The 14,453-nt window shown below is 36.0% G+C and carries 18 protein-coding genes; 10 read left to right on the forward strand and 8 right to left on the reverse strand.

Going from position 1 to position 14,453, the window contains the following annotated elements; all coding sequences use genetic code 11:
• The first annotated feature begins 118 nt into the window (after positions 1-118).
• The gene (gene gldG, locus KI430_RS09060; protein ID WP_248874124.1) at positions 119-1,777 is read left to right on the forward strand and encodes a gliding motility-associated ABC transporter substrate-binding protein GldG; all 1,659 of its coding nucleotides are present in this window, start codon (positions 119-121) and stop codon (positions 1,775-1,777) included.
• A gap of 174 nt (positions 1,778-1,951) precedes the next feature.
• On the forward strand, positions 1,952-3,601 hold the full coding sequence (lnt, locus tag KI430_RS09065) for an apolipoprotein N-acyltransferase (RefSeq protein WP_248874126.1): 1,650 nt from the start codon (positions 1,952-1,954) through the stop codon (positions 3,599-3,601).
• A gap of 4 nt (positions 3,602-3,605) precedes the next feature.
• Here the strand turns inward: lnt and KI430_RS09070 are convergent, their stop codons facing one another.
• The 5 genes from KI430_RS09070 to KI430_RS09090 form a co-directional block, all read right to left on the reverse strand.
• Positions 3,606-3,932: a hypothetical protein gene (locus KI430_RS09070; protein ID WP_248874128.1), complete on the reverse strand. Its 327-nt coding sequence runs from the start codon at positions 3,930-3,932 to the stop codon at positions 3,606-3,608.
• Positions 3,932-4,435, reverse strand: coding sequence for a DinB family protein (locus KI430_RS09075; protein WP_248874129.1), 504 nt, complete (start codon positions 4,433-4,435; stop codon positions 3,932-3,934). The genes KI430_RS09070 and KI430_RS09075 overlap by 1 nt, the downstream gene beginning before the upstream one ends.
• Positions 4,436-4,559: 124 nt before the next feature.
• Positions 4,560-5,012: a GNAT family N-acetyltransferase gene (locus KI430_RS09080; protein ID WP_248874131.1), complete on the reverse strand. Its 453-nt coding sequence runs from the start codon at positions 5,010-5,012 to the stop codon at positions 4,560-4,562.
• A complete protein-coding gene (locus KI430_RS09085) occupies positions 5,002-5,289 on the reverse strand; it encodes a barstar family protein (protein WP_248874133.1) in 288 nt (95 codons plus the stop codon). Before KI430_RS09085 ends, KI430_RS09080 begins: the two co-directional genes overlap by 11 nt.
• Before the next feature lie 130 nt (positions 5,290-5,419).
• Positions 5,420-5,962 (reverse strand): ribonuclease domain-containing protein, encoded by a 543-nt coding sequence (locus KI430_RS09090; protein ID WP_248874136.1) that lies wholly within the window; start codon positions 5,960-5,962, stop codon positions 5,420-5,422.
• 119 nt (positions 5,963-6,081) lie between these two features.
• On the opposite strand from KI430_RS09090, the gene KI430_RS09095 reads away from it, so the two are divergent.
• The 8 genes from KI430_RS09095 to KI430_RS09130 all read left to right on the forward strand — a co-directional run bounded on the left by KI430_RS09095 (position 6,082) and on the right by KI430_RS09130 (position 11,215).
• A complete protein-coding gene (locus KI430_RS09095; protein WP_248874138.1) occupies positions 6,082-7,221 on the forward strand; it encodes an acyl-CoA dehydrogenase family protein in 1,140 nt (379 codons plus the stop codon).
• Positions 7,222-7,300: 79 nt separating this feature from the next.
• Entirely contained in the window at positions 7,301-7,693 is a 393-nt protein-coding gene (locus tag KI430_RS09100) for a DUF1801 domain-containing protein (protein ID WP_248874140.1), read from the forward strand.
• Positions 7,694-7,820: 127 nt separating this feature from the next.
• Positions 7,821-8,288, forward strand: coding sequence for a nucleoside triphosphate pyrophosphohydrolase family protein (locus tag KI430_RS09105; protein WP_089871544.1), 468 nt, complete (start codon positions 7,821-7,823; stop codon positions 8,286-8,288).
• Positions 8,289-8,401: 113 nt separating this feature from the next.
• Complete coding sequence (locus KI430_RS09110; RefSeq protein ID WP_248874142.1) at positions 8,402-8,944, forward strand: TlpA family protein disulfide reductase; 543 nt, start codon at positions 8,402-8,404, stop codon at positions 8,942-8,944.
• Between the two features lie 113 nt (positions 8,945-9,057).
• On the forward strand, positions 9,058-9,669 hold the full coding sequence (locus KI430_RS09115; RefSeq protein WP_248874144.1) for a DUF4230 domain-containing protein: 612 nt from the start codon (positions 9,058-9,060) through the stop codon (positions 9,667-9,669).
• A gap of 11 nt (positions 9,670-9,680) precedes the next feature.
• Positions 9,681-9,860 (forward strand): hypothetical protein, encoded by a 180-nt coding sequence (locus KI430_RS09120; protein WP_074233045.1) that lies wholly within the window; start codon positions 9,681-9,683, stop codon positions 9,858-9,860.
• A gap of 151 nt (positions 9,861-10,011) precedes the next feature.
• On the forward strand, positions 10,012-10,509 hold the full coding sequence (locus KI430_RS09125) for a hypothetical protein (RefSeq protein WP_248874146.1): 498 nt from the start codon (positions 10,012-10,014) through the stop codon (positions 10,507-10,509).
• A gap of 208 nt (positions 10,510-10,717) precedes the next feature.
• Complete coding sequence (locus KI430_RS09130) at positions 10,718-11,215, forward strand: hypothetical protein (RefSeq protein WP_248874148.1); 498 nt, start codon at positions 10,718-10,720, stop codon at positions 11,213-11,215.
• A gap of 80 nt (positions 11,216-11,295) precedes the next feature.
• Here the strand turns inward: KI430_RS09130 and leuB are convergent, their stop codons facing one another.
• Genes leuB through leuC form a run of 3 tightly spaced genes read right to left on the reverse strand, consistent with a single transcriptional unit; the run spans position 11,296 to position 14,448 of the window.
• Positions 11,296-12,417, reverse strand: coding sequence for a 3-isopropylmalate dehydrogenase (leuB, locus tag KI430_RS09135; RefSeq protein ID WP_248874150.1), 1,122 nt, complete (start codon positions 12,415-12,417; stop codon positions 11,296-11,298).
• Entirely contained in the window at positions 12,401-13,006 is a 606-nt protein-coding gene (gene leuD / locus KI430_RS09140; protein ID WP_248874152.1) for a 3-isopropylmalate dehydratase small subunit, read from the reverse strand. Before leuD ends, leuB begins: the two co-directional genes overlap by 17 nt.
• A gap of 56 nt (positions 13,007-13,062) precedes the next feature.
• A complete protein-coding gene (leuC, locus tag KI430_RS09145) occupies positions 13,063-14,448 on the reverse strand; it encodes a 3-isopropylmalate dehydratase large subunit (protein WP_248874154.1) in 1,386 nt (461 codons plus the stop codon).
• Between the last annotated feature and the right edge of the window lie 5 nt (positions 14,449-14,453).

A 14,453-nucleotide genomic window follows, 5' to 3' on the forward strand; every position in this document is an offset into this window, starting at 1 on the left:
CGCAAAGTCGCAAAAAATAAATTAAAGCTTAAATCGTATTGAAATCGCAAAATTTTCCATTATTGAAAAAATTAGCGCCTTAAAGACACAATAATTTATAAAATTCATTATCATAAAGATGAATAAAAAAAATAAAATTACTTTGATTATCATAACTGTTCTCCTGATTATCGGGATGAGCGGACTTGTCTATAAACGTTTTGATTTGACGGCGGAAAAACGTTACACACTTTCTGATTCCACAATCAAGGTTTTGGAAAATGTGAAGAAACCGATGACGATTGAGGTTTATCTTGAAGGCGATTTTCCTGCTTCTTTCAAACAACTTTCGAATGAAACCAAATTTATGCTGGATGAATTCCGAAAAATCAATCCAAAAATCGATTACAAATTCCGTGACCCGATTGCTGAGAAAATCCCGCAGGATACATTGAAAGGAATGGGAATGCAGCCTTCGATACTTCCGGATATGAAAGACGGAAAAATATCGGAAATCGTGATGTTTCCTTACGCCGCCATCAAATATAATGGTTACGGAACTTCTGTTCCATTGATTGTCCAACAATCCGGAATTGATGCTGCAACACAACTCAGCAAATCGATTGAAAATCTTGAATATAACTTCGCTTCCACTATCAAAGGAATGACGGAAGAAACAGCGAAGAATATTGGTTTCTTGGTGAACCAGCAGGAATTGAGTCCGGATGAATTCCGTGGATTTTTGGATTTGGCAATGGAGAATTATAATATTGGTCCCATCATTCCGGAAAACAAAACCGAATTGTCTTTAGCAGATGTCCCGAAACTAAAACAAATGGACGCTCTGGTTATTGCAAAACCAAGAAAAGCTTTTACTGATAATGAAAAAGTGATTCTCGACCAATACATTATGAATGGCGGAAAAACATTGTGGATGCTAGACGCTGTGAATGCCGAAATGGACACACTTTTCCAAGCCAAGAAAATAATGGCTTACCCGATTGATCTTAATCTGACAGATTTTATGTTCAATTATGGACTGAGAATCAATCCGGCTTTGACCAAGGATATGAAAAAATCAGCGTTGGTAAGAATTGTTTCGGGTGAAGTTGCCGGTAATCCACAGTATAGCAGTTTCCTTTGGCCTTATTTCCCTTTAGGAATCGCTGAAACTAAAAATCCGATTACGAAGAACATCAATCCTGTAAAATTCGAATTCCCGACTTCGATTGATACGCTGGGAAGGTCCAACATCAAAACCAAAGTTCTTTTCGAATCTAGTGAAAGAACTACCAGCAAAACTGTTCCGAATTATGTTGCCCTTTCGGAAATCGTAAGAACAGATAGCATCGGCGAAATGGAACGTCCTACGCCACCTAAAATCTTTGCAGTGGCCTTGGAAGGGAAATTCAAATCTGCTTATGCGACAAGAAGCGAGAAAAATAATTATCCGGGATTCAAAGCCCAAAGTCCTGAGAATAAAATGCTCGTAATTGCCGATGGTGATATTGCCAGAAATCAAATCTGGAAAGGACAACCACTTCCTTTGGGAGAAGATTTGCTGACCAAAGAACATTACGGCAACGCACAATTTTTGAGAAATGCTTTGGATTACCTGTTAGACGACAGCAATATAATGGAACTAAGAGACAGAACAATTGAAGTGAGATTGCTCGACAGACAAAGAATTGATGCTGAAAAATCCGACTGGCAATGGTTCAATCTTCTTTTGCCTTTGGGAATTTTGGGAGCTTTGGGAACAGGATTCTATTTTCTGAGAAAGAAGATGTTCTCGTAATTAAATCTTTTTGAACACAAAGTCCACTAAGATTTTTAATAAAAATAAATATAGGTTCACAAAGACGCTTCGCTCATAAAAGATTCTTTGCTAAGTGCTAACGGCTTTGCGAACTTAAAATAATCACAATAATTGTTATAAAACTTTGCGCGCTTTGCGTTCAATCGACTTAATATGAAAAACCTTTTACTCGCTTTAATTTCAGGCGTTTTGCTCGCCATTTGCTGGCCGACTTACGGGATTCCGTTTTTTATATTTTTTGCCTGGGTTCCGCTACTAATGATGGAACATAACATTACGAAGTTCAGTAATATCAAGAAGAAAAGCTTGGCGGTTTTTGGTTTTTCCTATCTTACTTTTTTGATTTGGAATTGGGTTACAACGGGTTGGCTTTACAACTCGCAATTACCTGACGGAAGCAAATCTCTGTTGGCAGTTCTATTTCCGGTTTTGACCAATTCATTTTTTATGGCATTGGTTTTCTTGGCCTACCATTTTTACAAGAAAAGTCAGGGAACTTATTTTGGGTTGGTATTTTTTGTAGCAATTTGGATGTGTTTTGAAAAACTTCATCTCATTTGGGAATTTACCTGGCCTTGGTTGAATCTCGGAAATGTTTTCGCAGAATATCATCAGTTTATCCAATGGTATGATACTTTGGGAGCAACTGGTGGAAGTTTCTGGATTTTGATTTGTAATGTTTTAGTTTTTTATACGATAAGAATCTGGGAGGCTGGAAGAATCAGAAAATCATTAATCAAAAACATTTTGCTGACAGCAGGTTTTATCATTCTTCCAATGGTCATTTCTTTGGTTAAATATTATAATTATTCAGTAAAACCAATCGGAACAATTAATGTTACAATGCTTCAGCCAGCGTTGGATCCTTATACCGAAAAATATCAAAAAGACAGTTTGACAATTGAAGGTGATTTGCTGAAATTGGCTACAGAAAATTCGGTTTTACAAAGCGATAAAAAATCAAAAATCGATTTATATCTTGCACCGGAAACTTCACTTCCTGGAATTGGAGGTTTCAGCGAAAGAGGTTTTAATAATAGTTTGTTGATTAATAATATCAAAGGATTCCTTTCCCAACATCCGAAATCTGTTTTCTCTGGCGGAATTTCCAGCTATTATGTTTATAGTGAAGACGAAGAAAAACCATCAACAGCGAGTTTTCTTGACAGACAAGGCATTTGGTTGGACGAGTATAATTCTGCAATCCAAATTATACCGAATCAACAACCCGAAGTTTACCATAAAGCAATGCTCGTTCCCGGCGTTGAGATTTTTCCTTACATCAAAGTTTTTAAGCCAATTTTAGGCGATGCAATGTTGGATTTAGGCGGAACAACGCGCTCTCTTGGAATTTCCAACGAACGAAAAGTTTTTGCCAATCCTTACAACAAATCTGTAATTGCGCCAATCATTTGCTACGAAAGTATTTATGGAGAATTCGTGACCGGTTATGTCAAAAAGGGAGCAAATCTTCTAACAATTGTAACAAACGATTCTTGGTGGGGCTATTCGCAAGGTCATAAGCAGTTGCTGGTTTATGCAAAGCTTCGTGCGATAGAAACCAGACGCGAAATTGCAAGAGCAGCGAATAGTGGAACAAGTGCGCACATCAATTCCCGAGGCGATATTGTGGATGAATTACCTTACGGTGCAAAAGGCGCATTAACCGCAAAAGTTAATTTGATAGACAAGGAAACGTTCTACACTAAAAGCGGCGATTTTCTTTCCAGAATTTGTCTTTTTGTGATAGGTGCTTTGTTACTTTTTATTCCCGGGAGAAAGTATTTGAGTAGGAAAAAATAGGAAATCATTTTCTTGCGTAATAACAACTTTGACTGTATAAATGGCTCAAGTTATTTTCTGATATCCAACTGTATTTTAACAAAATATCTTTTTTGAATTGATTAAAATTTACAAATTCGATTTCTCCATTGATAACCGAACCGCCTCTGTAAAAATAATTATTGGCAAATTGATTAACCTTTTTGCAAATAGAATTTAATTTATCCAAATCCTCAGAAGAAATATTAGGATACTTTTTATTAATTCTTTCGTGAATCGGCTTCAACCAATTTTCACCGAATTCCATTGACATCTCCATTGCAGTATTTAATATTTCTTCTGAGAAATTCATTATAAATTTGGCAAATACCTTTCCTTAATAATATTCAAATGATGAATGTTGTGACCAACTGTTAATTTCCCGATGGTTTCCACTTTGATGTCATTTCCATTTACAATTCCAATCAATTGCAGGGCTTCTTCGGGAAGATTTTTAAAGAATTTAATTGATAATTTTCTGGTTAATTTGAATTCTTTTATCAAACTTTTTAAATCCCTTTTATCTGCATAAGAATTATCTGCCCAGGCTTCTTCATCAAATCCCGAAACCAAAGACTGGTCTTTTCTGGAAAATCTGAGCGCACGATAAGCAAAGACTTTTTCCGTATCAATAAGATGTTGCAAAAGTGTTTTCAAACTCCATTTTCCTTCTGCGTAAGCATAATTCCCTTGTTCTTCGGAAAGTGATTCATAAATTTCCAAAGTGGCGTCAGAAGCTATTTTCATCTCTTCAATCCAGTTTTCTGAGGGAACCAAATCCAGGTAACGCTGTATATATTTTTCGAATTCTGTCATCGTTTAGTTGATTGTTCTTGGTTGATTGTTGATAGGTTTATCATATTGGGAAACGTTGTCAGGCTGAGGTTCTCGAAGCCTTTCAATATTAATAAAATAATCATTTATAATTTATCATTCATAATTAAATATCCACTTCCCATTCATAAAAATTCACGTCATCATATTTTTTGAAACCTGCACTTGGATACAGTTGATTTCCAATCCTATTTTCTTTTCCGGTTTCCAGATACATTCCGCAAGAATCGGATGTTCTGCAAAGTTCTTTTGCACTTTCTATCAAAGCTTTGGAAAAACCTTTCCCGCGGGAATTGGAATTCACATAGAGGTCATTCAATAACCAATAACGTTTCATTCTTGTTGATGAAAACAATGGGTATAATTGAACAAACCCCACCAATTTTCCTTCATCTTCTGCTACAAAAATCTCAGAATCTTTTTTTTCCAATCTTTCGGATAAAAATTGCTCTGCACCTGATAAATCAGATGTTTTGTGATAGAACATTCTGTACTCATCAAATAGTTGTGAAAGCTGAACCAAATCGTCCTGAGTTGCTTTTCTAATATTATTCTTCATCTTCGTATTGTTCAAGATAATAACTGAATGTAAAGCCTTCCACCTCATCTTCAGAATCTTCCAAAGTTGTCAGAAGATCTTCAAATAATTCCAATTGGTCAACGCTCATATTCACAAATTCCAGATGAAGTGGCATTTCTAATCCTCCGGAAATCACATCAGAAAGCGCATCAAGATTATCTCCAAAATGTTCCGGCAATTCTAATTTTGATTTCAGTTGTTCGTAAAAATCTTCGTAATCGCCAATGTCGACGAAATCTATATATATTTCTTTCATTTTTGTATAATTTTGTCGGAAGTCGGAAGACCGATGTCCGAAGTTTTTTAATATTGAATTTTAATTTCATTCTGAGCAAACTGAAAGAACCGAATCAGAAATCTTCTGACTTCTGACCTCAAGCTTCTGACTATTGTTTCTCAAACGATTTATAATGATTCTTCGTGAGCCAAACATCGCCATTTTTTGTAAAGACAATTCGGTCGGCGCCTCGGTTTCCGCAATTATAATTCACATCAGCTTCGTAATATTGTTCGCCTTTTGGCAATTTTTTTTCACGATTACTGAATTTATCTCCGCCAATGGCTTTTCCCGGTAAAACATCGCAAAGATTACCTTTGGAAGGATTCCAGCCCTTGCTTTTAGCTTCAGATTTTGTGATGTAATAATTGGGTAGTTTATGGTTGGATTTCACATAAGAAATCACGGAATTATCTTCTGTTAACTGTCCAATAGTTGCATATTCAACAATTTTAAAATCAAGCCCATTATCTGATAAAATATTAGGGTTATCATCCTGTTTTACCGTTATTCCAGATTGCGCAACCTCGGTCTTCCGAATTTCAGCATCCGACTTCTTCTCGATTTTATAATTCGAAATCAGATACATTGTCAATATTCCGGCAAATGCTCCGACGAGAAAGAAAAACAGGGTTTTCAGTTTTGGATTCATTGATGAAAATTTCTATGCTAAAATAATGAAAACCTTGATTCTTACAGAAGAAAAAACAAATTTTAAAAAAAAATTGTCCTTAGCCTAATTTTTCTATATTTGGCAGCAAAGATAAAAATATGAATTCCGACACAATGGATAACTTAAAAATGATAGCCGAAACGGCCAAAGATTTCGCTGAAAAAAACATTCGCCCAAACATTATGGATTGGGACGAGAGCCAGACTTTTCCTGTAGAACTGTTTCATCAGTTGGGAGAATTGGGTTTTATGGGAATTGTGATTCCTGAAGAATATGGCGGTTCCGGGCTTGGTTATCAGGAATATGTGACCATTTTAGACGAGATTTCTCAGGTTGACCCATCGATTGGATTATCTATTGCTGCCCATAATTCACTTTGTACGAATCACATTTATGAATTCGGGAATGAAGATCAGAGAAGAAAATGGTTGCCTCAATTAGCTTCTGGAAAAGTTATCGGTGCTTGGGGATTAACAGAACACAACACAGGTTCTGACTCCGGCGGGATGTCTACAACAGCTGTAAAAGATGGCGATGACTGGGTTATTAACGGTGCAAAAAACTTTATCACACATGCTATTTCCGGAGACATTGCAGTTGTAATGACGAGAACTGGAGAAAAAGGCACAAAAAATAACTCCACAGCTTTTGTTTTGGAAAAAGGAATGGCAGGTTTTACTTCCGGTAAAAAAGAAAACAAATTAGGAATGCGTGCTTCTGAAACCGCTGAATTGATTTTCGATAATGTTCGTGTTCCGGATTCTCACAGATTGGGAGAAGTGGGGAGCGGTTTCAAACAAGCGATGAAAATCCTGGATGGCGGTCGTATTTCTATCGCTGCTTTGAGTTTGGGAATTGCGAGAGGTGCTTACAAAGCGGCTCTTAAATATGCTCAGGAAAGACATCAATTTGGAAAATCGATTTCAAGTTTCCAAGCTGTAAACTTTATGTTGGCGGATATGGCAACAGAAATTGATGCCTCAGAATTATTAATCAGAAGAGCATCTGACCTGAAAAATGCCAAACAAAAAATGACACGTGAAGGTGCAATGGCCAAATTGTATGCTTCCGAAGCCTGTGTAAGAATTTCCAATAATGCGGTTCAAATCTTCGGAGGTTATGGCTATACGAAAGATTTCCCGGTTGAGAAATTCTACAGAGATTCTAAATTATGTACCATTGGCGAAGGAACTTCTGAAATCCAGAGATTGGTTATTGGAAGAGATATTTGCGATTAGAATTTTAAATAATTAGCAATTATAAGAATTAAACCCTTTCAGAATTTATAACTTTGAAAGGGTTTTTAAATTAAACATAATGAATCAGGACATCATTTCATACAATCAAAATCTTGAATTAGAAGACCAAAAGATTGTCGATATTCTTTTCCAAGAAATCAGCAAAAACCTTCCCGAAGCTGAAACCAAAATTTGGCACGCTCATCCTGTTTGGTTTCTTGACGGAAATCCTATTGTTGGTTATAGCAAACAGAAAAAAGGAATTCGGTTGATGTTCTGGAGCGGAAAATCTTTTGGTGAAGCGCAACTGAATGTAGAAGGTGAAAAATTTCAGGATGCTTCGATTTTTTATAATAATTGGAATAAAATTAATAAAGATGATTTAAAGCGATGGTTGGAAAAATCGAGAGAAATACAATGGGATTATAAAAATATCGTAAAACGGAAAGGTTTTTTGGAACGATTGAAATAATTTCAAAAACCAAAAAAGTTACAAAAGAATTCAAACATAAAACTTTTGTAACTTTTGTGGTTAATAAAAAATAAATGCTGTCTCCTTGGACGGCATTTTTTATATTTGTTAAAATTTTAGAAAAATAATGGAAAAATTAGATAGCCTGAATCAGGTAGCCGAATTTCATAAAACCTTCAACGCACCGATTTTGGACACACCTCAGATTCCTTCAAAAGAACGTGCGGCTTTGAGAGTTAGTCTTTTACAAGAGGAATTAGATGAGTTGAAAAAAGCCATTGAAGACAATGATTTGGTAGAAGTGGCGGATGCACTTTGCGATTTGCAGTATGTTTTGAGCGGTGCAGTTTTGGAATTTGGTTTGGGAGAGAAATTCGTGGAATTATTCAATGAAGTTCAGCGTTCTAATATGTCCAAAGCTTGCGATAATGAAGTTCAGGCGCAGGAAACCGTAGAATTCTACAAAGCCAAAGGAACAGATGCTTACTACGAAAAATCTGGGGACAAATACAATGTTCACAGAGTTGCAGATAACAAAGTTCTGAAGAACAAATATTATTCTGCTGCGGATTTAGCAGACATCATTAATAATTAGCCACAATAGACACAAAGATTTTCACAAGCTTCACAAATAAAATTATTAAGTTTTAAATTGTGCTCTTTGTGAAAAAACTTTGCGAACCTTGTGTTTAAAAACAAAAAAACAAAATGAGAAAAATCTCAATATTATTAGGAATCATCACATTGACTACCGTTAATTCTTGTGCAGAAAGAGTGATTGTCAACCGAGAAGTAGAATCCAAAAACGACGGTAAAATGTTGTTGGGGACCCAGACGCTTGACCAATTCAGAAAAGAACCTTACAAAACCTGGTTTGACGAAGAGTACAATCGTTATCAGGTTGACCAAACAGGCTTAGCAGAACTAAGAAAAGAAAAGCTCAACTCTTATAGTCTGGTTGTTTTTGTAGGAAGCTGGTGCGAAGATAGTCACAGAGAATTCCCAAGACTGATTAAGATTTTGGACGCTTTGAAATACAACACAGAGAAAATGCAAATCATCGCTGTGAACCGTAAAAAAGAATCGCCAGCAGGCGAAGAAGGCCTTTATAATGTAACCCGAGTTCCGACCATTATCGTTAAAAAGTACGGTAAAGAAATCGGAAGGATTACAGAAATGCCAGAAACAGGCTATTTGGAAAGAGATTTGCTTAACATTTTGAAAAAAGATAATTCAAGTTTATTTAAATAGTTTAAAATCTTTGAGAGTCTCAGACTGACAATGCGTTTAGTATTAGAGTTGTCACACTGAGCTTGTCGAAGTGTCTTTTAGCACTTTAAATATTGCTGATAAATTCCAAATCAATGAATAAATATACAGGCCTGCTTTCTTTTATTTTCGGAATTATTCTGACGGTTTTTGTTTTCTTGTCATGGAGAAGTTGCAACAAAAAAGACGACGCGGCACTGGTTAATCAAGATTATTATCTGATTACGAACCAAATTCAGAAAATGAACAAAATGGTCGTTTTGGAGCAGGATTTTTCCAGTTTTCAAACGCATAAAAGTTCAGTGGCGACAGTAGCAGGATTTGATATTCTTCCAAGAGAAATGGTTCTTTACACGACTGCAAAAGCCCAGGTTTCTTACGATTTGAAGAGAATGAAAATCGATGTAGATACGGTTAACAAAAAAGTAATCATTAATGAATTACCTCAGCCAGAAATCAAGATTTTTCCGGATGTAAAAATTCATTTTATGGATGATTATGCGGTGAATAGATTCAAGCAAAGTGATATCAACAGCATTATGGAATCTGCCAAGAAAAATATGGCAAAAAGCGTGAATCAGGAACAACTGAAACAGGAAAGCAAAAAACAACTGAAAGAAAATCTTAACGAAATTTTTGTTTTGGCAAAAGCCTTGCATTATTCGATAGAAGACAAAACGAATACGTTTCCTTCCACCGAATTATAAAAATTAACGTTATGAATCCTGATAAAAAAACCGAAAACAACAATTCTGCTGAGAATAAAAAGCAGAATGAAGATTTTAAAAATATCCCTGCTGCATCTGATAAAAAGAATCCGCCTGATATCGATAAACAAGATATTGACAAAGGTTCGAAAATCAATAAGGACGGAAAAACAGACAATACAGAAAAGTAATTTTTTAAGAAAAACACAACAAGCCTTTCAATTTATTTCGAAAGGCTTATTTATTTAATAAAATTAATGTATATTTAATATAGAAATCAGAAGATAAAATTTGATTTTTCCGTGTTCTTTAAATTCGTTTCACCAAAAAAAATTTACAGCTATGTCATATATTGTTGTAGGGCTTTTCCCCACTCAGATGGAAGCTGACAAAGTCCTTTTAAAATTGGAAAACGCAGGTTACAATGACTACAATCTTTCTCATTCTGACGAAGAAATTTCACAAAATGTAGACATTGAGAAGAAAAATGGGTTTTGGAATTGGTTATTTGATGACAATCATCTTGACAGAGCCCGTTTCGAATACGCAAGTATCGACCACAACACGATAACCGTTCATCTGAAAACAGAACAGGACGCCCATATCGTGAGAGATATCCTAGACAACAATGGCGCCGTAAATGTTGAAGAAAAAACTCAGGATTATATGACAGAAAATTACTCCGTTTCTCCTCGGGAATATGTGATTTCTGAAAGCAAAAATGCGAAAATCATCGCCAAAGCAAAAAACAATCTTTTTTTCACCAACAACAGAAGACATCATCTTCACGAAAATTGGATTGCGGATGAGCCTGATGGTTTGGGTTTTAAAATTAGTTAAATTGAAACCGAATCATTTTTCCCATAATGATTTCTAGGATTTAATATGAGCCTTCTAATTTCTTTGGAAGGCTTTTTTATGCTTTCAATTATTGAATCATATATATTTATAATTATTAAAAATTTGTTAAAATTTTACCATTCTTTAGTTCTGCCACAATTTTTGTTTAAGTGAAGACAAATAGATTTAACACCAAAAAAATATTATTATGTCTTACACGATCATCGGGATTTTCCCCAACGAAACAGAAAGCAGAAATGTCATTACCAAATTGGAAGAAGCCGGATTATACGATTATTCGCTGACCAACTCAGAAATAGAAGCTATAGAAAAAATAGACACTCCGAAAGAACAAAGTTTCTTCGATTGGCTTTTTGACCGTAATGAAATAGAAACGGACCGTTACGAATACGCAAGTATCGATAGCAACACCATCACAGTTTATACGGAAACAGAAGAAGATGCCAATGCTGCAAAAGCAATTTTAGATGACAATGGCGCAATAGATGTGGAAGAGAAAACAAGAGGATATCTTGCAGAAAAATATCCCGACACCCATAAAGAATATCCCATCTCAGAATCTACAAGAGCAAGAATCATCGCAAAAGCTAAAAACGATTTGTATTTCACAGATAACAGAAGCGAAGCCTACAGACCGGAAAAAGGAATGTCTGACGAGATGGATTCGCAAGGTAGAAAAGATTAAAACCAATCACATCCTGATATAACTTTACATTTTCAAAAGAGCCGAATTTTATTCGGCTCTTTTTTACAGACTTCATATCATCAAACAATCGTTGATTTGCCCAACTGAATATTTTCGAAATTATAGTACGACCTTTCTGAAAACTTAATATAATCTGCAATAAAATCGCCAACTTCGGAAGTTGAATAATGCTGTTCCGCATTAAGATCTATCGTTACATATTTGCTTTCTATAGCGTGCTCTACACTTTTTCTCAATTTGTCTGCAGCCTGATTCAGTTCCAAATAATCCAACAACATTGCCGCACTCAAGATGGAAGCAATCGGATTTGCAATCCCTTTTCCTTTAGCCTGAGGATAGGATCCGTGAATGGGTTCAAAAAGTCCATTATCTTCACCAATAGAAGCTGAAGGCAACAAACCGATAGAACCGCCAATCACACTGGCTTCGTCCGAAATAATATCACCAAACATATTCTCTGTCAAAATCACATCAAACTGTTTCGGATTAAGAATCATTTGCATTGCTGCATTATCCACAAACATAAAATCTAATGCAACATCCGGATATTGAGGCGCAATTTCTTTGACGATTTTTCTCCAAAGTCTGGAAGTATCTAGAACATTAGCTTTGTCAATCAAGGTGAGCTTCTTTCTTCTCTTCTGTGCATCCTGAAAAGCCAGATGTGAAATTCCTACAATCTCTTCTCTGGAATATTTGCAAAGGTCATAAGCATATTCACCATTTTCATCGGTAAATTTTTCTCCGAAATAAATCCCGCTAATCAATTCGCGATAGATTTGAATATCCGTTCCATCTACAATTTCTTTTTTCAACGGACTTTTTTTAATCAAAGAAGCATAAGTTTTAATTGGTCTGATGTTCGCAAATAATCCCAATTCTTTCCTCAATTTCAGCAAACCTTGTTCAGGACGAACTTTTGCATCAGGGTTATTATCAAAGGTAGGGTCGCCGATTGCGCCAAACAAAACCGCATCAGAATTTTTACATAATTCCAAAGTTTCATCGGGCAAAGGGTTTCCTGTTTCATAAATTGCTTCTGCTCCCATAATCCCATAATCGAACTGGAAATTATACTGAAAAGCTTCGCCAATGACTTTCAAGATTTTTACACTTTCATTGGTTACTTCCGGACCGATTCCGTCGCCTGCTAAAACGGCTATTTTATAAGTTTTGCGCATATACTTTTTGTGCTTTCTGTTCAAATTTTTGGATGGCTTCTTTTTTACTGGTTAAGAAATCGATGTCGTCATAGCCATTTAGTAAACATATTTTTTTATAAGAATCGAGTTCAAAATTTTCTGTTCTCTCATTGAAAGAAATGATTTGATTTTCTACATCAACAATAATTTTTGTTTCCGGCTGGTTCGTGATGGTATTCATCAAATCTTTTAAATAATTTTCCGAAACTTTTACAGGAAGAAGTCCGTTGTTAAGCGCATTTCCTTTGAAAATATCTGCAAAATAACTTGACACAACGACTTTGAAACCGTAATCTGTGAGCGCCCAAGCTGCGTGTTCTCTACTGCTTCCACATCCAAAATTATTTCCTGCAACCAGGATTTCGCCAGAATATTTGATATTATTCAGAACGAAATCAGCATTGGGTTCATTAGTATGAACGTTATATCGCCAGTCTCTGAAAAGATTTTCCCCGAAACCTTCTTTGCTAATCCTTTTGAGGAAACGCGCCGGAATAATCTGGTCTGTATCTATATTTTCACTCGGCAATGGAACAGCCTGAGAATTGATTAAAACTAATTTTTGCATACTTATAATTCAGTGTTCAAAATTTAAAATTTAATGTTTTAAATTCCAGTGTATAATTAATTCAAATTTTCAAAAGCCGGGATTCTACCTTCCACAGCAACTTTCGCAGCAGTTAAAGGACTTGCCAAAAGCGTTCTAGCACCTTGACCTTGACGACCTTCGAAGTTTCTGTTGGAAGTAGAAACACAATATTCGCCTTCCGGGATTTTATCTTCATTCATTGCCAGACAAGCTGAACATCCAGGCTGACGGATTTGGAATCCAGCATCATTGAAGACTTTATCCAATCCTTCATCATAAATTTGTTTTGCTACTTTTTGCGAACCCGGAACCAGCCAAGCAATAATATTTTCCGCTTTATGTTTTCCTTTGACATAATCTGCAGCTGAACGGAAATCTTCAATTCTCGCATTGGTGCAACTTCCTATAAAAACGTAATTTACTTTGATATCCGAAGTTGATTGCCCGGCATTCAATCCCATGTATTTCAGGGCTTTTTCTTCGGATTCGTTTTGAGCAGTCGGAATTTTAGAATCGATGGAAATTCCCATTCCCGGATTAGTTCCGTAAGTTATCATTGGTCTGATATCTTCCGCAGCAAACTCAAACTCTTTATCAAAAACTGCATCAGAATCTGATTTCAAAGTTTTCCAATACGCTACTTTCTCGGTCCATTCTTCTCCTTTTGGTGCGAATTCTCTATCTTTAACATAATTGAAAGTCGTTTCATCCGGCGCAATCATTCCACCTCTCGCTCCCATTTCGATACTCATATTACAAACAGTCATTCGCCCTTCCATAGACATTTCCTCAAAAACATTTCCGGCATATTCACAGAAATACCCTGTTCCTGCATCAGTTCCGATTTTTGAAATAATATAAAGAATCACATCTTTTGCCTGAACATCCTTATTCAGTTTTCCATTCACAGAAACTCTCATTGATTTTGGTTTATTCATCAGCAGACATTGGCTGGCAAAAACCTGCGCCACCTGACTAGTTCCGATTCCAAAAGCAATCGCACCGAAAGCACCGTGTGTAGAAGTATGACTATCGCCACAAACAATACTCATTCCGGGTTGCGTAATTCCCAACTCTGGTGCAATGATGTGAACAATGCCTTGATATTGATGTCCAAGTCCGTATAACTCGATATTATTTTTCTTGCAATTTTCTGTTAATTGCTGAACCTGAGTTCTTGATAACTCGTCTTTAATAGGTAATTCTTGTCCTAAAGTCGGAACATTGTGGTCAGCAGTTGCTACAATCTGATTTGGACGAAAAACCTCCAAACCTCGTGCTTCCAATTCCGCAAAAGCCTGTGGACTTGTCACTTCGTGAATCAAATGTTTATCGATATAAATCACCTGAGGTCCATCCGGAACGGTTTCTACAACGTGTGCATCCCAGACTTTATCAAATAATGTTTTGTTTTGGCTCATTTTAT

Source organism: Epilithonimonas zeae (genome assembly GCF_023278365.1).
Lineage (GTDB): Bacteria > Bacteroidota > Bacteroidia > Flavobacteriales > Weeksellaceae > Epilithonimonas > Epilithonimonas zeae_A.